At 43.9% G+C, this 23,456-nt stretch carries 19 protein-coding genes; 10 read left to right on the top strand and 9 right to left on the bottom strand.

Annotated elements, in window-relative coordinates:
- Positions 1–3 precede the first annotated feature (3 nt).
- Positions 4–1,497 (top strand): glycerol kinase GlpK, encoded by a 1,494-nt coding sequence (glpK, locus tag ACMH5P_RS11780; RefSeq protein ID WP_459494566.1) that lies wholly within the window; start codon positions 4–6, stop codon positions 1,495–1,497.
- On the opposite strand, the gene ACMH5P_RS11785 is transcribed toward glpK, so the two are convergent.
- Together ACMH5P_RS11785 and ACMH5P_RS11790 are read right to left on the bottom strand one after the other, a co-directional pair.
- Positions 1,494–1,616 carry a hypothetical protein gene (locus ACMH5P_RS11785; RefSeq protein ID WP_459494567.1) on the bottom strand — a complete coding sequence of 41 codons (123 nt, stop codon included), beginning with the start codon at positions 1,614–1,616 and terminating at the stop codon, positions 1,494–1,496. The two genes, glpK and ACMH5P_RS11785, sit on opposite strands and share 4 nt — an antisense overlap.
- 11 nt (positions 1,617–1,627) lie before the next feature.
- On the bottom strand, positions 1,628–3,103 hold the full coding sequence (locus ACMH5P_RS11790; protein ID WP_459494568.1) for a type III PLP-dependent enzyme domain-containing protein: 1,476 nt from the start codon (positions 3,101–3,103) through the stop codon (positions 1,628–1,630).
- A 103-nt stretch (positions 3,104–3,206) separates the two neighbouring features.
- Here ACMH5P_RS11790 and ACMH5P_RS11795 point away from each other — a divergent pair, with 103 nt between their 5' ends.
- Positions 3,207–4,577 (top strand): UDP-N-acetylmuramate--L-alanine ligase, encoded by a 1,371-nt coding sequence (locus tag ACMH5P_RS11795; protein WP_459494569.1) that lies wholly within the window; start codon positions 3,207–3,209, stop codon positions 4,575–4,577.
- Here the strand turns inward: ACMH5P_RS11795 and ACMH5P_RS11800 are convergent.
- The gene (locus ACMH5P_RS11800; RefSeq protein WP_459494570.1) at positions 4,566–5,840 is read right to left on the bottom strand and encodes a DUF349 domain-containing protein; all 1,275 of its coding nucleotides are present in this window, start codon (positions 5,838–5,840) and stop codon (positions 4,566–4,568) included. The genes ACMH5P_RS11795 and ACMH5P_RS11800 overlap by 12 nt on opposite strands.
- A gap of 194 nt (positions 5,841–6,034) precedes the next feature.
- Between ACMH5P_RS11800 and ettA the strand changes: the two genes are divergently transcribed.
- From ettA to ACMH5P_RS11820, 4 genes are read left to right on the top strand one after another with little or no spacing between them, the layout of a single operon-like run.
- Positions 6,035–7,699: an energy-dependent translational throttle protein EttA gene (ettA, locus tag ACMH5P_RS11805; protein WP_459494571.1), complete on the top strand. Its 1,665-nt coding sequence runs from the start codon at positions 6,035–6,037 to the stop codon at positions 7,697–7,699.
- Between the two features lie 53 nt (positions 7,700–7,752).
- A complete protein-coding gene (locus ACMH5P_RS11810; protein ID WP_459494572.1) occupies positions 7,753–8,712 on the top strand; it encodes an AAA family ATPase in 960 nt (319 codons plus the stop codon).
- Positions 8,713–8,764: 52 nt separating this feature from the next.
- A complete protein-coding gene (locus ACMH5P_RS11815; RefSeq protein ID WP_459494573.1) occupies positions 8,765–10,954 on the top strand; it encodes a glycosyl hydrolase family 28 protein in 2,190 nt (729 codons plus the stop codon).
- 3 nt (positions 10,955–10,957) lie between these two features.
- On the top strand, positions 10,958–11,416 hold the full coding sequence (locus tag ACMH5P_RS11820; RefSeq protein WP_459494574.1) for a DUF1569 domain-containing protein: 459 nt from the start codon (positions 10,958–10,960) through the stop codon (positions 11,414–11,416).
- A gap of 76 nt (positions 11,417–11,492) precedes the next feature.
- Here ACMH5P_RS11820 and ACMH5P_RS11825 read toward each other — a convergent pair whose 3' ends face one another.
- Complete coding sequence (locus tag ACMH5P_RS11825) at positions 11,493–14,189, bottom strand: glycoside hydrolase family 2 protein (protein WP_459494575.1); 2,697 nt, start codon at positions 14,187–14,189, stop codon at positions 11,493–11,495.
- 101 nt (positions 14,190–14,290) lie between these two features.
- Between ACMH5P_RS11825 and ACMH5P_RS11830 the strand changes: the two genes are divergently transcribed.
- Positions 14,291–15,316 (top strand): NAD(P)H-dependent glycerol-3-phosphate dehydrogenase, encoded by a 1,026-nt coding sequence (locus tag ACMH5P_RS11830; protein ID WP_459494576.1) that lies wholly within the window; start codon positions 14,291–14,293, stop codon positions 15,314–15,316.
- Here ACMH5P_RS11830 and ACMH5P_RS11835 read toward each other — a convergent pair.
- From ACMH5P_RS11835 to ACMH5P_RS11850, 4 genes are all read right to left on the bottom strand, one after another.
- Positions 15,308–15,703: an HIT family protein gene (locus tag ACMH5P_RS11835; RefSeq protein WP_459494577.1), complete on the bottom strand. Its 396-nt coding sequence runs from the start codon at positions 15,701–15,703 to the stop codon at positions 15,308–15,310. The two genes, ACMH5P_RS11830 and ACMH5P_RS11835, sit on opposite strands and share 9 nt — an antisense overlap.
- A gap of 1 nt (position 15,704) precedes the next feature.
- Complete coding sequence (locus ACMH5P_RS11840; protein ID WP_459494578.1) at positions 15,705–17,678, bottom strand: KUP/HAK/KT family potassium transporter; 1,974 nt, start codon at positions 17,676–17,678, stop codon at positions 15,705–15,707.
- A 188-nt stretch (positions 17,679–17,866) separates the two neighbouring features.
- On the bottom strand, positions 17,867–19,231 hold the full coding sequence (locus tag ACMH5P_RS11845; protein ID WP_459494579.1) for a hypothetical protein: 1,365 nt from the start codon (positions 19,229–19,231) through the stop codon (positions 17,867–17,869).
- A complete protein-coding gene (locus tag ACMH5P_RS11850) occupies positions 19,228–19,923 on the bottom strand; it encodes an AlbA family DNA-binding domain-containing protein (RefSeq protein WP_459494580.1) in 696 nt (231 codons plus the stop codon). The genes ACMH5P_RS11845 and ACMH5P_RS11850 overlap by 4 nt, the downstream gene beginning before the upstream one ends.
- A 112-nt stretch (positions 19,924–20,035) precedes the next feature.
- Here ACMH5P_RS11850 and ACMH5P_RS11855 point away from each other — a divergent pair, with 112 nt between their 5' ends.
- The 3 genes from ACMH5P_RS11855 to ACMH5P_RS11865 are packed head-to-tail and all read left to right on the top strand — an operon-like array spanning position 20,036 to position 22,919.
- Positions 20,036–20,728, top strand: coding sequence for a phosphoadenylyl-sulfate reductase (locus tag ACMH5P_RS11855; protein ID WP_459494581.1), 693 nt, complete (start codon positions 20,036–20,038; stop codon positions 20,726–20,728).
- 9 nt (positions 20,729–20,737) lie between these two features.
- Positions 20,738–21,652, top strand: coding sequence for a sulfate adenylyltransferase subunit CysD (cysD, locus tag ACMH5P_RS11860; protein WP_459494582.1), 915 nt, complete (start codon positions 20,738–20,740; stop codon positions 21,650–21,652).
- A 10-nt stretch (positions 21,653–21,662) separates the two neighbouring features.
- Entirely contained in the window at positions 21,663–22,919 is a 1,257-nt protein-coding gene (locus tag ACMH5P_RS11865) for a sulfate adenylyltransferase subunit 1 (RefSeq protein WP_459494583.1), read from the top strand.
- Positions 22,920–22,921: 2 nt separating this feature from the next.
- Here ACMH5P_RS11865 and ACMH5P_RS11870 read toward each other — a convergent pair whose 3' ends face one another.
- Entirely contained in the window at positions 22,922–23,353 is a 432-nt protein-coding gene (locus ACMH5P_RS11870) for a sterol desaturase family protein (protein ID WP_459494584.1), read from the bottom strand.
- Between the last annotated feature and the right edge of the window lie 103 nt (positions 23,354–23,456).

The raw sequence follows: 23,456 nt of genomic DNA on the forward strand, positions 1-23,456 counted from the left end.
CAGATGTACATCGGATCAATCGACCAAGGAACTACGAGTTCGCGTTTCATCATATTCAACAAAGGCGGTGAGATTATCTCCGTGGGCCAAAAAGAACATAAACAAATCTACCCCCAAGCTGGCTGGGTCGAACACGATCCGGCTGAAATCTGGAAAAACACGCAAGAGGTTATCGGCCTTGCGCTCGGGAAAGCAAACCTCTCCGCCAAAGACATCGCCGCTGTCGGCATCACCAATCAACGCGAAACGACCGTTGCCTGGAACAAACGAACAGGAAAAGCCTATTACAATGCCTTGGTTTGGCAAGATACGCGTGTCGGAAATGAATTAGCCGAACTCGCCAAAGACGGCGGCATGGATCGTTTTCGTGCGAAGACGGGTTTACCCTTAGCCACCTATTTCAGTGGATTAAAATTACGTTGGCTTTTAAATAACATCGAAGGCCTCCGCGAAGACGCCGAAAAGGGAGATGCCCTTTTTGGCAACATAGACACCTTTATCGCCTGGAATCTGACTGGTGGCGTTGATGGAGGCATTCACATTACGGATGTCACCAATGCGAGTCGGACCCAACTCATGGATCTCGCTACTTGCCAATGGGACGATGAAATCCTAGAAGTATTAAACATCCCGAAGCAAATGCTTCCCGAAATCAAATCCAGCTCCATGGTCTATGGCCAAGCGAAAGGCGTTTTGGGTGGTGTGCCGTTGGCGGGAATACTTGGGGACCAACAAGCCGCTTTGGTTGGCCAAACTTGTTTCAACCCCGGCCAAGGAAAAAATACCTACGGTACAGGATGCTTCCTATTGATGAATACAGGTTTAAAACCGGTTCCTTCCCAGCATGGTTTATTGACAACGGTTGCTTACCAACTCGGTAATGAGCCCGTTCACTATGCCTTAGAAGGTTCGGTTGCGATTACCGGTGCGTTGGTGCAATGGTTACGCGATAATTTAGGTATCATTAAGCATAGCCCGGATATTGAGAAATTAGCAAAACTCGTGGATGACAATGGGGGTTGTTATTTTGTTCCAGCATTTTCGGGTTTATATGCCCCGTATTGGAAATCAGACGCACGAGGTGTGCTGGTGGGCTTAACGCGTTACATCAATAAATCGCACATCGCGCGCGCTGCCTTGGAAGCAACAGCCTTTCAGACTTGGGAGGTTTTGGAAGCCATGGAAAAAGATGCGGGTATCGCAATCAGTTCATTGCGCGTGGATGGCGGGATGGTGGTGAACCAACTCCTCATGCAATTTCAATCGGATATTTTAGGGGAGGAAGTGATTTGTCCAAAGATCATTGAGACAACAGCCCTCGGCGCAGCCTATGCGGCTGGGCTAGCGGTAGGTTATTGGGAAAACTTGGATGACCTACGAAAAAACTGGGCCATTGCACATACTTGGAAGCCAAACATGCCGACCGAAAGTAGGCAGCAACTCCGGAAACAATGGAAAAAAGCAGTAACGAAAAGTTTTGACTGGTCGGAAGACTAGCCTCTTTTCATTTTGGGTACATCCACACGCGTTGTCCCATAAGCTGGACAATTCGTTTGTTGCGAACATGCACTTACTAATAGACTTGCCAAAACACTTAATGCGATAATCTTTTTCATATTTGTTTGGTTTAAACAGACGCTAGTTTTGTGGGTTGAACTTTTACATCCTCATTAACGATCTCCTCAGGGGTTTTCGTATGGGAAGACGTATTATATCCTAAAATGTTCAACATAGGTGCACTACCTTGTTCATCTTGGAAAAGGCGCGTGGTAATCGTTCCATCTTCCAATCGATCCACAATCACATGCTTAGGGGCTGGTATCAAGCAATGTTGAATTCCACCATATCCACCGAGGGATTCCTGATAAGCACCTGTATGGAAGAATCCTACATACTGACGCTCCTGATCCTCTTCGAAAATCGGCAGATACAAATCCGAACTATGTGCCTCCGTATTGTAAAAATCCATGGAATCACATGTTAATCCACCGAGGTTGACCTTTTGATAAGGGGAGCTCCAATTGTTCACCGGAAGCATGATGTACTTTTGGTTCATGCCCCAGGAATCAGGTAATTGGGTAATGAATGATCCATCAATCATGTACCACAACTCTTTATCATTCTGTAATTTTTGGTCGATGATTTCATACAATACAGCACCACTCTCTCCTACCGTATACGAACCAAACTCGGTAAAGATGTTCGGAACGGGTACATTATTTTTATTGCAAATCCAGGAAATCGACTCGACAATCTCATCGACCATCGCCTGGTAATCATAATTAAATTGCAACGAAGTCTGAATCGGCAAACCTCCACCTAAGTCGATGGAATCTAATTCCGGACAAACCTTCTTTAATTCACAATACTTGTAAATAAAACGGCTAAGCTCCGACCAATAATACGCCGAATCCTTGATTCCCGTGTTGATGAAGAAATGTAACATCTTCAATTTGAACTTCGGATTTGGCTTAATTTTATCTTCGTACAAAGAGATCACATCCGAATAACGCACACCCAAACGAGAGGTATAGAAAGCGAAATCTGGCTCCTCATCAGTTGCGATACGGATCGCTAAATTCGCCTTTTCTGCGGTTACCGATTTTTCGTAAAAATCAATTTCTTTCAAATTATCCAATATCGGAATGCAATTGAAACCGTCATTGATTAATTCTGAAATGTATTGCGTATACAAAGGCTGTTTGTAACCATTGCAAAGAATATAGGTCGACTTGGAAATTTTTCCCTGGTTATACATATCCCGAATAATCGGAATATCAAATGCGCTTGAAGTCTCCAAGTGCACATGTTGCTTCAATACCTCCTCTAAGATGAAGGAAAAATGCGACGATTTCGTGCAATAGCAATAGGTATAATTTCCCTTGTAATTGTATTTCTTGATGGCATTACGGAAAAGCAATTTGGCATTTTCGATATGCTCCGAAATTTTAGGTAAATAGGAAATCTTTAACGGCGTACCATATTGCTTGATGATTTCCATCAAAGGCACGTTGTTAAACAACAACTCATTATTCTCATTGATATTGAATTCACGCGTGGGGAACTCAATGGTTTGATCAATTAGATCGACGTAATTTTTCATTCAGTCTGATGAATTGTACCCAAGCGCACTTGAGTTTGTGGAAAAACGTGCAAAACTGCAATAAAAGTATGTACTTTGCAAACGAATTACCTATTAAGTTATTATGTCCAAAATTCATTTTATCGCAATCGGTGGCGCTGCCATGCACAACTTAGCATTAGCACTCAAATCAAAAGGCTACGAAATCAGTGGCTCCGACGATGAAATATACGAACCTTCCAAAAGTCTTTTGGCCCAACACGGCATCCTACCCGCGGAATTTGGCTGGTTCCCCGAGAAAATAACAAGCGACTTAGAAGCTGTTATTTTGGGCATGCACGCACGCCCCGATAATCCCGAATTACTAAAAGCACAGGAATTAGGAATTCCCATCGAATCCTACCCATCCTTTTTATATAAGCAAAGTATCAACAAGCAGCGTATCGTTATCGCAGGTAGCCATGGGAAGACCAGCATTACCTCGATGGTCTTGCATGTATTGAAATCCTTAGGTCGTAAATTTGACTATTTAGTAGGCGCACGCATCGAAGGATTCGAATTAATGGCTTCCCTTTCCGATGCCCCGATCATTATTATCGAAGGGGATGAATATTTAGCCTCTCCCATCGACCGACGAGCAAAATTTCTGCTCTATCAACCGCATATTTGCCTAATCTCTGGGATTGCCTGGGATCACATTAACGTTTATCCAACTTTTGAATCATACACAGACTCCTTCAAGCGCCTAATGGCAGGCTTACCTAAAGCAGGAAGTCTGTTTTACGATCAAACAGATCCTGTCCTACATCAATTGACAGAAATTTGTCCTGAACACTGCGAAAAGACGGGCTATGAGGCTCATCCAGCCAGCATTGAGCAAGGAAAAACAATCCTAAAAGGAGAAGATGGCAAATCTTATCCGATTCAGGTTTTTGGAGAACATACGCTGAAAAACTTAAATGGGGCACGCTTAATCTGTGAGCAAATTGGCATTTCGTCGACTGAATTTTACGAAGCCATTCGTAGTTTCAAAGGAGCCGCCAAACGCTTGGAATTAGTCGCATCTTCGGATTCATCCTTACTGTACAAGGATTTTGCGCATGCTCCATCCAAGGTCAACGCCACAACCCAAGCCCTCAAAAATCAATACCCTAATCGCAAATTGGTCGCATGTTTAGAACTACATACATTCAGTAGCCTGAACCCGGCTTTCTTACCGGAGTATGAAGGGACCTTAAACCTGGCTGACGAGGCAATTGTCTATTTAAGTGAACATGCGCGCGAAATCAAGCGAATGGAGCGCATCGAGGAATCCGTCGTGCAGACTTATTTTAAGCATCCAAACCTTCGGGTTATCCGAGATGCTGAAAACTTAAAACAAGCGATACTGGAAAAATCGTGGTCAAATGCTAACCTCTTGATGATGTCATCAGGCACATTCGACGGACTCGATCTACCGGCTTTAGGACAAGAAATGGGATTATTAAGCGTTTAGTAAAGCGTCCAGCTCCACTTTAAAGCCATTCAGAAGCAACTCCTTCATGCTAATCTTACGCTTTTGCGTATTGATTTTGCTGATGATGAGTTTTTCTTCCATCTGACCATCACGCTCAGATTGGGCAATAAAATCCTCCAATTCACCGCGCTCTTTTTTTGTCATGTAATCCATCTGATTAATCATGATCTTCAATTGCTCAATACGCGGCTTATCGTTTAATGCGGGATGGCGATATGAAATCACACGCAATAAGTAATTCATTTCAAAAATCTTATCACATGCATTTCGGAAACGCTCGGCCATTTGACGGTCGATGGTTTTTACCTGCGCCGTAATCTCCTTCCACTTCACTAAATAAGCTTTGGCCAGATCAGCTGTAGCCGGCATATTCGCTTGGTCGTGTAATTTCAACTCCAACTCGCCTGTCATCGAAGTCAACTCTTGAATGCGTGGGTCAACGCGTGGCTTGTATTCAATGCCTTTGATCCGGTTATATTTTTCGAAGAACATATCGTTCGCCTTCTTGAAATTCTTCCACAACATGGATTGTTTCTTGGGTGGCAAACCTTGTACGTTTTTCCATTCCTTTTGCAATTCCTTTACCTTGATAATCGAATCGTCTAAATCTTCAGCTTTACGCAATTGATGAACCGAATCAATATAGCCTTGAAGCAAAGCAATTTTTTCATCGATTTGGCGGTTTTTCTTCTCAAAATACGCGCGGCGCTTCAAGAAAAATTCATCCATTACCGCTTGAAATGCTTCGCTTAAGCTATCCTGATATTGCTTATCGACCGGACCCGTTTTCACCCATTTGGATTTCAGTTCGATTAAATCCTCCGTAGCCTGCAAAACATCCTCCTGACTGGCGATGGTTTTCGCATCCTCAATCAAGGCACGCTTGATTTCCAAGTTCTTAATTTGATTGCTTTGAATCAGATTGCGCAAGAATATTTCCAATGCATCCAATTGCTTGAAGAGCGGCTCAAAATCTCCCAATCCATCAAAATCAGCCAAATAAGCCTTCATTTGAACAACTTTAGTCAAATAAGAACCTTTGTTTTGGACATCATTGATTTCGGATGCCAGTTGAATGACTTTGGTCTTGGCTAATTCAAAACGGTTGACAAAATAATCAAGGGCTTCTTGTTCTGTGCTGCGGACAAATCCGATTTCACGCTGTGGGAAGGATAAATAGGCATTGATGTACACCTTGCCATCTTGGCAAAATCCGTACTCATTTTTAACGAGGTGGCTCATAGTGGGTATAAATAAAGAGTTTCGAGCAAACACTCTAACTCAAGGGCTTAACTTATTCGATTTATTCAAACTAAAATCGTGACACAATTTATCTAATTTTTTATGAATAAATAAAGAATTCCTACACTGAAATTCAATTTTTTACACAAATTTCACATTCTTTGCAGGTTCTTTTAAAATTTTAATCAAATAACATGAGTAACGAGACAATTATCTTTTCAATGGAGCGGGTTTCCAAAGTCATCCCACCTCAGAAAACGATCATTAAAAATATATATCTATCCTTCTTTTATGGTGCCAAAATCGGTGTACTTGGACTAAATGGATCGGGTAAGTCTACCCTCCTTCGCATCATTGCCGGCCTCGACAAATCTTACACGGGCGATGTCGTTTGGTCACCTGGTTACAGCGTGGGATTATTGGAGCAAGAACCTCAATTAGACCCGAATAAAACCGTTCTTGAAGTTGTCGAAGAAGCTGTGGTAGAAATCAAAAACCTACTCAAAGAATTTGATGAAATTAATGAGGCTTTTGCGGATCCGGATGCCGACTTCGATAAATTATTGGCACGCCAAGGTGAAGTACAGGAAAAACTTGACCATTGCAATGCTTGGGAATTAGACACACGTTTGGAGAAAGCCATGGACGCTTTGCGTTGCCCAGATTCTGATGCACTTGTCAGCACACTTTCCGGAGGAGAGAAACGACGTGTGGCATTGTGTCGTTTGTTGTTGCAAGAACCGGATGTGTTGTTACTCGATGAGCCGACCAACCACTTGGATGCGGAATCGGTGGACTGGTTAGAACAACATTTACGTCAATATAAGGGTACGGTTATCGCCGTAACCCACGACCGTTATTTCTTGGATAACGTAGCCGGATGGATCTTAGAATTAGACCGCGGTGAAGGCATACCTTGGAAAGGAAACTATTCTTCTTGGTTGGAGCAAAAACAAAACCGTTTAGCGCAGGAAGAGAAGACGGAATCTCGCCGTCAAAAAACCCTTCAACGCGAGTTGGAATGGGTTCGTATGGCCCCGAAAGCCCGACAAGCAAAATCAAAAGCCCGTATCGGAGCCTACGAAAAATTGCTATCGGAAGAAAATCGTCAAAAAGAGGACAAATTGGAATTATTCATTCCGGCAGGTCCTCGTTTAGGAAATAAAGTCATCGAAGTACAAGGCGTTTCGAAATCTTTCGGAGACAAATTATTGTATGAAAACGTGAGCTTCTCGCTTCCACCGGCAGGTATTGTGGGAATCATCGGACCAAACGGTGCTGGTAAAACTACGATGTTCAAATTGATCACCGGTCAATTACAACCCGATTCGGGAACCTTCGAGGTAGGAGAAACGGTAAAATTGGCCTATGTAGACCAGGAACACAACCAACTCGTTGCTGAAAAATCGGTGTACGAAACCATCGCCGATGGAAACGACTGGATTATGCTGGGTGGAAAGCAAGCCAATGCCCGTGCCTATGTCAGCAAGTTCAACTTCAACGGTGCTGATCAAGAGAAGAAAATCGGAAATTTATCGGGTGGTGAACGTAACCGGGTGCATTTGGCGATGATGCTGAAAGAGGGGGCCAACGTGTTGTTGCTGGATGAGCCGACCAACGACTTGGATGTCAATACCTTACGTGCTTTGGAAGAAGGTCTAGAAAGTTTCGCGGGATGTGCGGTGGTCATCTCCCACGATAGATGGTTCTTGGATCGTATTGCGACCCATATTTTAGCCTTCGAAGGAGATTCTCAAGTGACCTATTTTGAAGGAAACTATTCGGAATACGAGGAAGCCCGCAAAAAGCGTTTGGGAGATGCGGCACCGAAGCGTATTCGTTACAAGAAATTGCAATAGTAGGATTCTGTATAAATTACCTAATTTTGTAGCTAAATCGGAATGATCTTATCATGACTTCAAGAGAAAAAATTCAAGCGGTGATTGACGAAATGGGCAAGGTGGTCGTGGGCCAAGAACGCCTGATTAATCGCTTATTAGTAGGTCTCTTTACCGGAGGACACGTTCTATTGGAAGGAGTTCCCGGCCTAGCGAAGACTTTGACGATCAATACCTTGGCCAAAATTTTGGATTTACATTTCCAACGAATTCAATTTACCCCCGATTTGTTACCCTCGGATTTGGTGGGGACGATGATTTACAATCCCTTGAAAAACGAATTTGAGGTTAAAAAGGGACCTATTTTTGCCCAGATTATTTTGGCTGATGAGATCAACCGTGCACCGGCCAAAGTTCAATCCGCCCTTTTGGAGGCGATGGCGGAAAAACAAGTAACCATCGGTGAAACGACCTACCCGCTTGATAAACCCTTTCTGGTTTTAGCTACCCAAAATCCGGTGGAGCAAGAGGGAACTTTCCCGCTTCCGGAAGCGCAAGTAGACCGATTTATGTTGAAGGTCTTCTTGAATTACTTGGATAAAGATCAAGAATTGGAGGTAATGCGTAAGATGTCCAATATGGATTTCCAATATGAGCCTAAAGCAGTTTTGAGTCTGAAGGATATCCAAGCCATTCGCAAGGAAATAAATGAGATTACGATTTCAGAAACATTGGAACGCTACATCATTGAATTGATTTTCGCGACGCGTAATCCGGAAGATTATGGCTTGACGAAGGAAGCGGACTACATTCAATTTGGTGCCTCTCCGCGTGCTAGTATTCATTTGAATTTAGCAGCCAAAGTAATGGCTTACTTAGCCGGGCGCGATTACGTGTTGCCAGAAGATATCAAAGAAATGACACCCGATGTGCTTAATCACCGGATCATTTTAACCTACGAAGCGGAGGCCGACAACATCACGAGTCTACAAATCATCCAAACTATATTAAGTTCGGTGGCAATTAATCGCTGATAAAGCAGTAAAAAGTCGATAATTTTAGCTTTTAAGGTCAAATTACGACCTTATGAGAACCCGATTAGCGCTGATTTTCAGCACCTTTTTATTCTTTAGTTTTACTTCCACGGAGCCCCTTCGGATTTTCCTAATCGGTGATTCCACCATGGCGGATAAGATTCCAGCCGATTTCCCTGAAACGGGTTGGGGGATGCCTTTTGCCAAACTTTTCAACGAAGCCGTCGAGGTTCAAAACCATGCCTACAATGGCAGGAGCACGAAAAGCTTCCGTCGCGAAGGTCGCTGGGCCAAAGTACAATCGCAACTAAAAAAAGGCGATTACGTATTCATCCAATTTGGCCACAATGATGCCAAAGCAAGCGATACCTCCCGATATGCTCCTGCACAAACTGATTTTAGAGCGAACCTGATTCGCTACGTGAAAGAAACACGTGCCGCAGGTGCAACTCCCATCTTATTGACGCCTACGCAACGTCGAAAATTTGATTCGACGGGCGTGTTTGTGGATCAGCATGCCGACTACCCTACGGTCGTTCGGGAAGTAGCCGCACAGGAAAAAGTGATGTTGATTGATGTAGAAAAAGCGAGTAAGGCGATCATTCAGCAAGAAGGTCCGGAAGGAGCCAAAAAACTTTTCTTGCATTACCCAACGGGCATTTTCAAGAAGTTCATGAAAGGAGTGGCCGACGACACGCACTTTTCTCCATATGGCGCAACACGCATGGCAAATCTAGTAGCAGATGCCATCAATAATTCCACGGAACATCTAAAAAGCTTTTTAAGTAAATCGGCATTTAGCCAAAAATATATCTTCGAATTGCCCAATGTAGCCGGAACCGCATTTAAAAAGGATACCTTCAACATTGTACAATACGGAGCGAAAAGTTCAGTAAGTACGCTGAATACCGCTTCCATTCAACAGGCGATTCAACAAGCGAACCAGCAAGGTGGAGGGGTGGTTTTAATTCCATCCGGATTTTGGGTAACAGGTCCCATTACAATCTTATCGAATGTGAACTTGCATTTGGCGAAGGGTGCCGTCTTGCAGTTTAGCAATAATCCCAAAGACTACCCATTGGTTCGAACGAACTGGGAGGGCGTGGATGCAATCCGCGCGCAATCACCGATTTCGGCTTTGGGTGCACGAAACATTGCGATAACCGGATTTGGAATCATCGATGGTGCGGGTGAAGCTTGGAGACCCGTGAAAAAAGGTAAATTGACCAGCGGCGAATGGGATAAATTAGTTCGTTCAGGAGGAGTGTTGGAACCCAAGAAGGAAACTTGGTATCCATCCGAGGGCGCTTTGAAAGCATCGACCATGGACCAACCGGGTGTGGTAGCCGCCGGATTTACAGAAGTAAACACGGAGGCAATTAAGGAATTTGTTCGACCGAACATGATTAGTCTGCGGGAATGCGAACAGATATTATTGGAAGGTGTGACCTTCCAAAATTCACCTGCCTGGAATGTTCATCCACTCTTATGTAAACACTTGACCGTTGAAAACATTACAGTCAAAAATCCATGGTATGCGCAAAACGGAGATGGCATCGATATTGAATCATGCGAATATGTATCGCTACGCAATTCGCGTTTCGATGTGGGCGATGATGGCATTTGTTTGAAATCAGGGAAAGATGCAGAAGGCCGCAAACGCGGTCGACCAAGCGCACACATACTTATCGAAAACTGTGTGGTGTTCCACGGACATGGGGGTGTGGTTGTTGGCAGCGAAATGTCGGGCGGCGTTCATGACCTATTCGTTCGCAACTGCCAGTTCTTAGGCACGGACGTGGGCCTGCGTTTCAAAACGGCTCGAGGCCGTGGAGGTGTCGTTGAGAATATTTTCATTCGCGACATCTCGATGAAAAACATCGCGGGAGAGGCCATCTTATTTGATATGTATTACCAAGGAAAAGACCCGGTGGCGACTTTTGGTAATGGAGGAGAAACTCCCAAAATCGAATTATTACCAGTTAACGAGGGAACACCACAGTTCAAAAATATCTTTGTGGAGAATGTGGTAGCCAAGGGCGCCGAAACGGGTTTATTAATTCGTGGCCTACCCGAAATGCCGATTCATCACATCAATTTGAGTAATTTAGATATCGAAAGCGTGCAAGGATACCGCGTGATTGAAGCGAAAGACATCACGTTGAATCAGGCTAAATTTACGGAAACTGGAACCAAGAAATCGGAATTATTCCATGTGAAAAACTGGAAACTCAACAACTAAATTATGGGCTACCCTTCTATTTATGACGCATCGACGACGCAATTGTTGCATGCGCGAATCGACCAACTGACCGAAAATACGCCTGCACATTGGGGCAAGATGACTGTGGGCCAAATGCTTTCCCATTGTGCTGTTCCTTATCAGCAAATTCTTGGGGAAAATACCCAACAACCCCCTTGGATGATGCGTATTATTTTGACATTATTTTTGAAGAAGTCGATGATCAACGAGGTTTCTTACAAACAAAATCTACCGACTGCGCCCAGTTTCATTCGAACAGAAACTTACGATGTCGCGAAGGAGAAAGAAAGCCTAAAAAAGTACATTCAAACGATACAAGAAATGGGGGCCGAAAAATTAGCCGCAACACCTTCTTTAAGTTTAGGAAAGCTAAGTTCTGTGGAGTGGAACAACCTGCTCTACAAACACATCGATCACCACTTAACGCAATTCGGCGTTTAAGATCTTCCTCTACCTTTGCCAATCCTCCATAGGTTTGGCAAAGGTAAAAGGGAAAAATATAAAGTATCTGATATTATTATTTCCTAAGAACTAAAATACTCGGATCCGTCACATATCGACCCGATTGATCCCCGTAAAGGGCCAATCCACCCTTCGTCGACTCAAATCGAATCACCAATTTGCCAGTTTTCAAGCCAGCCTGCCAAGCCGCAGCGGGTATTGTCCCTTGCACCCAATATCCATAAGTTCCCGCCTCATCCAATTTGTTATTTCGCGCCTGATAATGCCAAGACAAAACGCCTTGATGATCGGCTGGGTCATCTTTCAAGACCGTTTCCAAAGTCTGAATTCCATTCACTGATACGCGTAAATTGGCAGGCGAAGGATAGGCATCCGTTTGCGGATAAGCATTTGGATTCACGCCGGGATCAAAGGTTCCTTTTCCCAACATATAATCTCCGTCCATTTTACCGCGATCCGGACGATCCTTTCCTAACATAGGCTTTGATGAAGCCTCGACCATAAAGCGAACCTCTGAAATATCGGATCCCGAAATCGGGAATTCATATTCAAAATAACCCGCACCGGCTCCGTTCACTTTGTGTCCGAGAACGCTCGTCCATTGTTTCTCCGGGAACTGCGCACTTGCATAGCGCTCCACGGGGACAGAAACTAATTCCATTTTAGGATTACTCGGTTGGGTGTTTCCCTCCTCCACGATGATATGACCGAAATTCCGGTGAACTACCTGGCCTATGGAATCAGAAAGAATGAAAGAAAGCGTATTTACCGACTTATCCTTAGGCAAAACGACCGACAAAGAATCCAAGGCCTTCACGTCCCAAGGCGCAAATTGTACAGGGACTTCCTTGGTCCAATGGGATTGTTTTTCGCCCCAGGCCGTCATGCCCTCTAAAGTTATTTTCAGGCGCAAAGAACCCGACAAATCCGTCAGCGAAGAAAGATGCAATGGAATTTTAATCGTTTGGCCAGCCTTCCCGGCCCAGGTAATTTCTTGGCCTGTCGACAGATAATAAGGTCCATGCAAATCCTTCAAACTCATACCTTGAACAATTGAACCCAGACCTGTTTCCTTTTCAGTTCGGTCAAACTTATAGTATCCGTTCCACTCATTAATCACATCATGATGTTCCGTATACAACCACCCTGCCATCTTCGGATGATTCCGAAATGAGTTCATGGCCTTGTGGTAATCAAATGTATAATCCACATCCCCCGTACTTCCTTGATAGCCCCACACATTTCCAAACTCCGAATTAATCATCGGTTGGCTCCCCTGCACATAACCCTTCTCAAAATTCCACTGACTACCCGGAAACAAATTGCGGGATTGATCATCCATTAATTTGTCCCACTCATAACCCGCCTGATAGGCATGCCAAGATTGAATATCCGTCTCGGTATGTCCTCGTCCGCAACAAATCGAGTTATCCTCGACCAAACGAGTTGGATCCAATGATTTCGCTAAACGATAGACAGAGGCCACCCATTTTTGTGTTTCGGGTGTATAGGTCGACTTATTATCTTTTTTGGTAAACAATCCCCAGGTTTCATTAAAAGTAATCCAGGAGAAAATAGCGGGGTGATTGAAGTCGCGCTTCAACATCTCACGTAAGGTATATTCTGTCTCTTTTTGCATGTCGGCATCCGGCTCACCCCAGGAATTGGGTACGTCCGACATGACCAATAAGCCCAATTTATCCGCCCAATACAATTTACGTGGAACATCCACTTTGATATGCGTCCGAATTCCGTTTAAGCCAATCCGCTTACTCCGAATAATTTCATCCCGCATAAAGGCATCCGATGGAAAGGTGTAAAAACCATCCGGATGGTAACTTTGATCCAAAGCCAATTGAACGTAAACCGGTTTATTGTTTAAGGCGATGTAAGGAATCTTTGAGCCCGGCAACGTCGTCACCGAAATCTTCCGATAGCCAAAATAGCCCTTCAATAAATCATTCCCTAAACGCAGGGTCATGTCATAGAGATAGGGATCTTCCAAAGACCACAGCCGTGGCTGCTTTAAGGCAACTTCCAATTCAGCTACCGAATCACCCTTTTTCACAGACACTGAAGCTTGTTGGCCATTCGATAACCCAAGCTGCAATTTCCCTTCCTTCGTGGCCGGTGCCCCCAAATAGGTTTTGATGCGCACAGTTCCCTTATCGATATCCGGATAAACCGCATAATGATCAATGTAATCTGAACCTCGGGCATCTAAATAAACCGTTTGCCAAAGGCCACGTGCATTCCCATAACCTTGCTTCCCATACAGCGTAAACATGCGGCGTTTATCATCCACTCGGATGTCGAGGGATTGTTTAGCCCCTGATTTTAAGAAGGCAGTCACATCGAAATCAAAGGGTGTATAACCTCCTTTGTGTTCGCCTACGAATTGACCGTTCACATAAACCGAGGTATGCCAATCCGACGCACCGATGTTGATGAATACCCGCTTCTTTCCCCAAACTACAGGAACCTGGAAGGAGCGATGGTACCAGGCTATGTCTGCCTCATCCTTTACACCGGATAATTGGGAACCCCAAGGAAATGGAACTTGAATTTTATGGGTAAATGCTTTCGGGGCAACGAGCGAGGAATCGAACGTAAAATCCCAAGAACCGTTTAAATTAAGCCATTCTGAACGTTGTAAATCCGGTCGGGGATGTTCGGGCAAGGCTTGAGTCGATTTTTGCGTGTAGCCTGAAAAGCTAACACCTAGCAATAGGATAGCAAATAGTTTTTTCATAGGTTTAGTTTTGCGCGCGGTATTACCTTAGCGAATAACAAATTTGGCATTTTTTCTGATTGTTTCAGCTAATTTTTAATTTAATAGGTAATTTTACGGTCATGAGTCAATTAGAAGAATTAAAAAAGAAGATCCCCACGCAAGTGGCAGTGATTGGAGGAGGGAGTTGGGCGACGGCACTTGTTAAGATTTTATCGGAAAATCAGGTTAAAATTAAATGGTGGATTCGTCGGAAATCGGATGTTGACTTCATACGCAAATACAATCATAACCCAAGCTACCTAACCGACGTGGCAATTAACCCTCGCAAGGTTAAGACATACAGCAAGATGTCGGACGCATTAGCCGGCGTTGAATACATCATTTTAGCCGTTCCGGCTGCCTTTATCCCAGAGACCTTAAAGGACCTGAATAAAAAACATTTCGAGGGCAAAAAAATCGTTTCGGCTATTAAGGGTATGATTCCGGAAGAGAATCTATTGGTGACCGACTGGATGGAAAAAGCTTTCAATGTACCCATCACGCAAACTTGTGTGATAGCAGGACCTTGTCATGCGGAAGAGGTTGCCTTGGAAAAGCAATCCTATTTGACCATCGCTTCACCTTCGCTGGCTGTAGCCCAGGGGTTCTCTAATTTATTAAATAGCCGCTTCTTACAAGCGCATGCCATTGAGGATTTATATGGTGTGGAATATTGTGCGGTCATCAAAAACATCATTGCGATGGCCTGTGGTATTACGCGGGGACTGGGTTTTGGGGACAACTTCCAAGCGGTGCTTGTGAGCAATGCCATGCAGGAAATCAAAATATTCTTGGATGCAGTCTATCCCGAGAAGAATCGTGACCTCAACAGCTCGGGCTATTTGGGCGATTTATTGGTGACGGCCTATTCTCAATTCTCACGTAACCGTACGTTTGGAAACATGATTGGTCGGGGATACTCCGTGAAATCAGCGCAAATTGAAATGAACATGATCGCGGAGGGATACTATGCGGTTCGAAGTATTTATTCGATTGCGCGCCAGCATCAAATTCACCTTCCCATCATCGAAGCGGTATATCACATCGTGTATGAGAAGGCGAATCCACAAGCGGAAATGAATAAACTGAAAGGTTTCCTAAAGTAAAAAAGATCGGATTTTCTCGGCGGTCGCAGCCAACGATTCTTGGCTGGGCTTCATTTTTTCTTGCGAGAAGTTGATGTCTAACATCCGGTTCATCGGCACCAAGTGCACGTGCGCATGTGGTACTTCCAATCCGATAACGGCCACACCCACACGCTTGCATGGAATGGCTTTCTTGATCGCAGGAGCAACCTTTTGGGCAAACTTCATGAGATCTCCCAACAATTCAGGCTCCAAATCGAAGAGGTAATCCACCTCTACTTTGGGAATGACTAATACGTGACCTTCCACCAGGGGCATCACGTCTAGAAATGCCATAAAACGATCGTCCTCTGCAATTAGATGACAAGGAATCTCACGATTCACAATTTTGGTAAATATCGTCGCCATATTAATCGATACGCTTTAGGTTACACTTGGTGATTGGCTTGATGATCAAAGGAACTTTCTCCAATTTCACCGCATCGCTATCCAGACCAAAATACTTATCCTCCGAATGCGTAAATTGTTTTACGAAGAAATAAGCCTTCATGACTAAACGATCCATCAAAGGTAATTCATTATCAAAGGACAAGAATTTCTCTAACACGACGAAGCGGAAATCGCCAATGACATTTTGCTCATTCAAGGACTTGTAACGTGAGGTAATATCCACCTCACCGCGCGAAACCATTTCCTCAACTACCTTACGGAAGTATAAGTTGATGCGCTGCTCCACCCGGAAACCCAGTTTGAAATTCACTTTAATGATATCATCCGGTTCGATGACGGTTACTTTGTAATCCATCGTATACGGATCATCCATCGTATCCACGTGAACAAACCAATAGATATCGGCTTTCTTGGGACGTCGTTGGAAAATAGAATAAATAATCTTCGATTCAATATCCGTCACACGTGCGGCATTGGACATAAATACCAAGTGCGTTGCATATTTTGGTATTGTTTCATCTTTGGATAACTCCTTCAATGGCTCAATATAATCCGCCAATTTCTCGTACTCCGTTAATTTCTTTTTAATTCGGGTTGCACGGAACCAAATCCACATGATGAAAATGATAACACCGGCGATGAACAAGGAAACATAACCGCCATGCCAGAATTTTTGTAGGTTAGCCACCAAAAAGGACCCCTCCAAAGAAACATATACCGCTAAAAACAACAAGATCCACCACATATCAACTTTCTTAATATGTAGGTAATAAGCCATCAAGGAAGTAGTCATTAACATGGTTAAAGTAATTGCTAATCCATACGCCGCTTCCATATTGGCTGATTCACGGAACCATAAAACAACTCCTACGCAACCCATCCAAAGCAATAGATTAATTGAAGGTACGTACAATTGACCCTTCTGATCCGATGGATAAATCAATCGAACGCGTGGCCAGAAGTTTAAACGAATGGCTTCAGAGATCAAGGTAAATGAACCGGAAATTAATGCTTGCGAAGCAATAACGGCAGCCAAAGTCGCTAGCATAATGCCAGAGAATAAGAATTGAACGCCCAACTCGGATTTCAACAATTCAAAAATTGGTTTCTTTACTCCCAATAACGCTCCATTGTGCGACAACAACCATGCCCCTTGGCCAAAGTATTGAAGCAATAGGGCAATTTTTACGAACATCCAGGAAACTCGGATGTTTTCTCGACCACAATGTCCTAAATCTGAATAAAGGGCCTCAGCACCCGTTGTACATAAAAATACAGCCCCTAAACTCCAAAAGCCTGCAGAACCCGCTTGATGGGTCGTTAATAAATCCCAGGCATAACTTGGGTTGATGGCGCGCAAGATAGACCAATCGTTTTCAATACCTAAAATTCCGGTTAAAGCGAGCATGGAAAACCAGGCCAACATGACCGGACCGAAGAATTTACCGACAATCTTAGTACCCAAAATTTGGAATAAAAAGAGCGCCGTTAAGATCATAATGACCAAAGGAACCGTATCTGTGACAAACGGAGTGCCATCAGCATGATGTAACATGCGCAAACCTTCCACCGCAGATGAAACGGAAATCGGTGGCGTAATTATACCATCGGCTAATAAAGTCGCTCCACCGATGATGGCAGGCAAAGTAAGCCATTTCGCATGACGGCGAACCAATGCAAAGAGCGCAAAAATTCCTCCTTCCCCTTTGTTATCAGCACGTAAGATTAAAATCACGTATTTCAACGTGGTTTGTAAGGTCAATGTCCAGAAAATACATGACAAACCTCCTAAAACCGTCAATTCATTAATGGGGTTGTCGCCGATAATGGCTTGCATTACGTAGAGCGGAGAAGTTCCGATATCCCCGTAGATAATACCCATGGCAACCAGCAGACCGGCAGCCGTCATTTTATTCTTGTGTTTATGTTCCATGAAAACCTAGGGGAGTAAAAGTCTATCCAAGCAGAATCAATTATGGTTAGAATACAAAAAATGCAAAAAATTGTACTATTTAGGTGTTATTTCTTGAAATATTTCAAGAAGTGGAGGCAAATATAAGTCAATGTTTGATATAAAAAACAGGATTGGAGAAATTTATTAAGCGCCTGAATTCATGGAAATTAGCGTACGTAATAATAGCCGAAAATGATATTCATTTCATCCTCTGAGGTAAGTCCAAAAGCAAGGTCCTTATTGGTATTATTCACATAGGTAACAACGGAAGTTAATCCTTCTCCAGTTTGTAGCTGAATGGGAGTTTCATAGTTAATGACTTTCGGATGAGCCCAATCGGTATTCTCATAGATTAATTCGCCATCGCGCGGACCTCCCTTTATTTTTATCTGAAATAATTTACCGCGCTCATGGTAATGTGAGGTCAATGAGACGATGGCCACATTCTTATCAAATTTAAAATCACGGGTAATGGTAGTCGTTTGATTAGCGGGCAAGGTAAAATTAGTGGCATTAAAATCAATCATTTGTACCACCTTCTTTACCTGTGCCGCCGGTATCGTATACAAATTCACATAATTTTCTCCATAAAGATTCTCTTTCGTCTTATTGAAATAATGTGGATTCAAATCAATGGACGCGTTCGTTGGCAGCTGAATCGCAAAGCCCTCCGGAAAACTGTAGTCGGAATTTGGATCCGTCCCGCCACCCAAAAAGATGTGATTAGACATTTGAACAACCGTAGCAATATTTAGAGAGTTGTCTAAATTTCTTAAATCCCGAATTTCATCTGTCGCTGGCAAAAGGGTTTTTGAACGAAAATCATACAATACCATGTGATGGCTGTTGGCCCGCGATTTCAATTTGATCCGATTGATGTAAACCGGCTCCGCATTGTTTAGCGGCCGGCGAACAAATAATTCCCTCTCAAAATTAGCAGGAACCACAAAACGATCTACTTTTAACTGTATCCCTGATTTCCCTTCCGCGCTGGGGGTAGTTAGCGGAGTAAAATTCGCATCCTCCACAAAACTCGGTGTCGTATCATCCAATAATTTGGCGTCCGCCACCTCCCCCGTGGAAGGAGCCCCTGCATCAATCCATTTCTGAACGAAAGCTATTTGTCCTTTACTTAAAGGCTTCCCGCCCAAAGGCATCGGTGCACCGTAATTTGATAAACCATGGTGGCTCAAATCCCAATTCAACTTATGGTAAAATAAACTCTCCCCTGAAGCAAATTTCCGAACGCGAAGAACCGAATTTTTAAATGCAACCGAATTAACAGACGCCACCCCAACCAGATTCGCATAGGAAGAACCCTTCGCCAAAACCAATCCATGTTGGGCATAACTCGCATCCTTATTCGATAAATGACAACCCGAAGTCGCACAGCTGGGCGTCAACAACTTATCCTGCATGATATCAAAAGAAGAAGCTGTACCTGCCTGCGGAGCGGGTGTAACACCCGGATCGTTAGCCATCTTTGAGCAGGCCAAAGGCAATATCGCCAGAAAAAGGATCCATTTTTTCATCGCAAAGAATATATATCTTGTTGTTCCCCCGCTTCAATTTTTAACACCCGACTCAATACCAACAACACCAATTTACGGGATGCTAACCATATTGGCAAATTCGCCTTCGTCGCAAACTCCGAAAGTGTAATCAGTTCATTCGTTCGAAGGTATTCCATCAACCAGCGCTCAGAATCTCCATAGGCAAAAGATAAGCCCTCTTCGTTTTCCCGACGAAGGATCTGCTTCATCTCTTTACTCGCCTTGATCGTTCGATCCTTTACCCGTACATAACACACCGGATGCAGATCCGATTCCAATTGGACAAAATGCGGCTTATCGACACTCTCAAAAACATGGTAAACTAATACGGCCCTGCCATTCTCCAGCGGAATTCGATAGACATGATAGGTAAAGGCCGGAAAACAATACGCTGAAATAGCCTTTTCTAATAGAAATTGATCCTCATCTACGAATTTAGACCCCTCGATTTGGCCATCATCCGAAACACCCACAAACAAGTGACCGCCGTCTGAATTGGCAAAGGCGACCAACTCCTTGATAATCTTCTCCGGAAACTTCACCTTCATCTTAAATTCCAAACGCTGCCCTTCCCCATGACGCACCAAATGTTTCAGATTGCGTAAATCCAAAAACACATCTGCTTGGTCATCAGCAGCATCATCCAAGATGATTTCATTTCCCGTTCGCATAGTCTTTAAACTCAATCCAATTTATAAAAGTTTTCAAACATTCGTGTATTATTTTTAAAGCATAGTATAGCTATTCAATAGACTTTGTATATCTTTGCACAAAAGTTACCACATGATTCCTGAAAATTTCGAAACATCTTTAAGGGCTCTTACTTTACCGGAGCGCATGCAACAAATCGCATCGCATTTTGTTGGTAAAAAATTAGTTTTTTCAACCTCATTCGGCCAAGAAGACCAAGCGATTACCCATGCGATTGCCTCGCAAAATTTAGGTATTGAAATCTTCACTTTAGATACAGGCCGCCAATTTCAGGAATCCTATGAATTGATTGACTTGACGGTTAAAAAATTGGGTTTTGAACTCAAAACCTATTTTCCGCAAACCGAAGCGGTCGAAAAGTTAGTCGCCGAAAAAGGTTTTAATTCCTTCTATTCATCCGTGGAAAACCGCAAGGAATGTTGCTTCATCCGAAAAATTGAACCCCTTAATCGTGCCCTGCAAGGTGCGGATGTTTGGATTACGGGGCTTCGTGCAGAGCAATCCGAGAATCGTGCCGACATGCCCATGATCGAATGGGATGCCCAAAAGAATCTTTACAAGATCAATCCGCTCATCGATTGGTCTTTTGAAACCATGACTGAATATTTGACTGAACATAAAATCCCACAAAACCCCTTACACAAAAAAGGATTTATTTCCATCGGATGCGCCCCTTGTACGCGCGCAATTACAGCAGGAGAGCACCCACGCGCAGGCCGTTGGTGGTGGGAAAATTCTCAAAAAGAATGTGGATTACACGCCTAATAGCAGCATATGAATACCTTAAACGATAAAATCGGACACTTCCCCCGCCAGCTCGAGGATGAGTCCATTTACATTCTTCGCGAAGTAGCCGCGCAATTCGAGCGCCCTGCCCTCCTATTTTCAGGAGGCAAGGACTCTATTACCTTGGTTCGCCTGGCACAAAAAGCATTTTATCCAGGTAAGATTCCCTTCCCATTGGTTCACATCGATACGGGGCACAACTTCCCTGAGACGATTGAATTCCGGGATTGGCTAGCCAAAGAAACAGGCGCCGAGTTAATCGTACGTTATGTACAAGATTCAATTGACCAAGGTAAAGCCAAAGAAGAATCCGGTAAATATGCCTCTCGTAATGTATTACAAACCGTAACCTTATTGGATACGATTGAAGAATTTAAATTCGATGCCTGCATCGGAGGTGCCCGTCGGGACGAAGAAAAAGCCCGCGCCAAAGAGCGCATCTTCTCCGTACGCGATGACTTCGGACAGTGGGATGCGAAACGCCAACGGCCCGAATTATTTGATATGTTGAACGGCCGCATCGCCGTGGGAGAAAATGTGCGTGTGTTCCCGATCTCCAACTGGACCGAATTAGATGTTTGGAATTACATCAAGGAAGAAAAGATGGAAATCCCGAGTATCTATTACTCACATAAACGCCAGGTTATCGAACGTGATGGCATGCTTTGGGCAGATTCTGAATACCTGAACAAGGAAGCGGATGAGGTTCCATTTGAGGCTACTGTTCGTTTCCGTACAGTGGGTGACATGACTTGTACCGCTGCCGTGGCATCAGAAGCGAGCGATATCGATGTCATCATCGAAGAAATTCTTTCGGCTGAAATCTCCGAACGTGGCGCACGAATCGACGATAAACGTTCAGAGGCAGCCATGGAAAAAAGGAAACAACAAGGGTATTTTTAATCAAGCGAACATGACAATGGATATATTACGCATAGCAACCGCCGGCTCCGTAGATGATGGAAAAAGCACCTTGATCGGCCGCTTATTATACGAGACTAATTCAATTACCAAAGATAAAATCGAAGCCCTCGAATCAGCTTCCAAAAGAAAAGGTTTAGACTTTTTAGATCTTTCCTTGCTGACAGATGGCCTAATCGCGGAACGCGAACAGGGAATCACCATCGACGTGGCGCACATCTATTTTTCCACACCTACTCGTAAATACATCATCGCAGATACACCCGGTCACGTGGAGTATACACGTAACATGGTGACCGGCGCCTCAAATGTCAAGGTGTCCTTGATTTTGGTGGATGCCCGACAAGGTTTGGTGGAACAAACGGCACGTCACTTATCAATCGCCGCGATGTTACGCATCCCGAAAGTGATTATATGCGTGAACAAAATGGACTTGGTGCAATACCAAGAGTCGACATTTGAAGCCATCAAAGCAAGCCTTACCGAACTCGTTGCACAAACGACCTTTGAAGGACAAGAAGTAAGCTTCTTGCCGATTTCCTCTTTGTATGGTCAAAACATTACCAAAAAAGCAGAACACATGCCATGGTTTACCGGCAATACGCTTTTAGGCGAATTAGAGGCTTTTGAATATGCCGAGACCTTAGCCCATGCCCCAGCTCGCTTCCCCGTACAATTTGTGGTGCGTCCAATGACGGAGGCCTATCACGATTTCCGCGGATATGCCGGAAAAATAAGTTCAGGTACGTTCAAGGTAGGTGACGCCGTACGAGTATTGCCTACGGGCCAAGAAAGCACCATCGCCACCATTGAAAAATTTGATAAAAAATTAAGCGAAGGAAAAGCTGGGGATTCGGTCGTAATCACCTTATCAACCGACATTGATATATCCCGCGGTAACACCATCGTGTTGGCCAATGATACAGCTGCGCCGCAATTAAAAGATTTCACGGCACAGGTTTGTTGGCTCGACCACCAAGCCCTCACCCCGGGCAAGACCTATTTATTGCAACACGGAATCAATACGACCAAAGCCAAGATTTCACAAATCACTGAGCGTTTGGACGTAGTGGCTCAAACATCCACTGAGGGAGTTGATTCTTTGAAATTAAACGAGATTGGTCGGATTGCCTTGCGCACCGCCCAGCCGATTAGCGCAGATGCCTATGCCAATAATCCTGCGAATGGAGCCTTCATCTTAATTGATGAATTCTCCAACTCGACGGTTGGGGTGGGATTTGTTCGATAAGCTTATTGATATTTTTTAGGGGCGTAGAGGAAACCAAAAGCCTCTGCGCCTTCTTTTGTATGCACCTCATGATGTACATAATGCGCTTTCATGATGCGCTTCATGTAGCGGCTTGTCGCTTTGTATTTAATCTTTACCCGGCGATGCACAATGATATCATGAAAGATGAAGTAGAATAGTCCGTAGGTAGCAATCCCCAATCCGATGTAAAACAGCGGCCATAATTCTGGAATTTCAGCTCCGGCAACAATGGTTAAGGTCGAGGAAATTCCGAAAACGACCGAAAAAAGATCATTTTTCTCCAGTGCATTTTTGTGGTGAACGTGGTGAGACTGATGCCAGTTCCACATAATTCCGTGCATAATGTATTTATGGGTAAACCAAGCGACGCCCTCCATCCCGATAAATGTCCCCAACCAAAGTAAAAAGCCCATATTTGCGAATTTGTATTTTAACCAAAATTACATCGAATTGTTTTAATAATCCACCCGCTCCTTTGCCTGAAATCAATTATCTTTGTAGGCTATAAATATTCAT

The organism is Aquirufa sp. 5-AUSEE-100C1, assembly GCF_054558655.1.

Coding starts and splice junctions, on each gene's coding strand:
- ACMH5P_RS11870 (WP_459494584.1), bottom strand. CDS start 23,353: ATGGGCTTTTTACTTTGGTTGGGGACATTTATCGGGATGGAGGGCGTC.
- ACMH5P_RS11850 (WP_459494580.1), bottom strand. CDS start 19,923: ATGCGAACGGGAAATGAAATCATCTTGGATGATGCTGCTGATGACCAA.
- ACMH5P_RS11835 (WP_459494577.1), bottom strand. CDS start 15,703: ATGGCGACGATATTTACCAAAATTGTGAATCGTGAGATTCCTTGTCAT.
- ACMH5P_RS11845 (WP_459494579.1), bottom strand. CDS start 19,231: ATGAAAAAATGGATCCTTTTTCTGGCGATATTGCCTTTGGCCTGCTCA.
- cysD (WP_459494582.1), top strand. CDS start 20,738: ATGAATACCTTAAACGATAAAATCGGACACTTCCCCCGCCAGCTCGAG.
- ACMH5P_RS11855 (WP_459494581.1), top strand. CDS start 20,036: ATGATTCCTGAAAATTTCGAAACATCTTTAAGGGCTCTTACTTTACCG.
- ACMH5P_RS11795 (WP_459494569.1), top strand. CDS start 3,207: ATGTCCAAAATTCATTTTATCGCAATCGGTGGCGCTGCCATGCACAAC.
- ACMH5P_RS11840 (WP_459494578.1), bottom strand. CDS start 17,678: ATGGAACATAAACACAAGAATAAAATGACGGCTGCCGGTCTGCTGGTT.
- glpK (WP_459494566.1), top strand. CDS start 4: ATGTACATCGGATCAATCGACCAAGGAACTACGAGTTCGCGTTTCATC.
- ACMH5P_RS11820 (WP_459494574.1), top strand. CDS start 10,958: ATGGGCTACCCTTCTATTTATGACGCATCGACGACGCAATTGTTGCAT.
- ACMH5P_RS11790 (WP_459494568.1), bottom strand. CDS start 3,103: ATGAAAAATTACGTCGATCTAATTGATCAAACCATTGAGTTCCCCACG.
- ACMH5P_RS11865 (WP_459494583.1), top strand. CDS start 21,663: ATGACAATGGATATATTACGCATAGCAACCGCCGGCTCCGTAGATGAT.
- ACMH5P_RS11810 (WP_459494572.1), top strand. CDS start 7,753: ATGACTTCAAGAGAAAAAATTCAAGCGGTGATTGACGAAATGGGCAAG.
- ettA (WP_459494571.1), top strand. CDS start 6,035: ATGAGTAACGAGACAATTATCTTTTCAATGGAGCGGGTTTCCAAAGTC.
- ACMH5P_RS11815 (WP_459494573.1), top strand. CDS start 8,765: ATGAGAACCCGATTAGCGCTGATTTTCAGCACCTTTTTATTCTTTAGT.
- ACMH5P_RS11825 (WP_459494575.1), bottom strand. CDS start 14,189: ATGAAAAAACTATTTGCTATCCTATTGCTAGGTGTTAGCTTTTCAGGC.
- ACMH5P_RS11785 (WP_459494567.1), bottom strand. CDS start 1,616: ATGAAAAAGATTATCGCATTAAGTGTTTTGGCAAGTCTATTAGTAAGT.
- ACMH5P_RS11800 (WP_459494570.1), bottom strand. CDS start 5,840: ATGAGCCACCTCGTTAAAAATGAGTACGGATTTTGCCAAGATGGCAAG.
- ACMH5P_RS11830 (WP_459494576.1), top strand. CDS start 14,291: ATGAGTCAATTAGAAGAATTAAAAAAGAAGATCCCCACGCAAGTGGCA.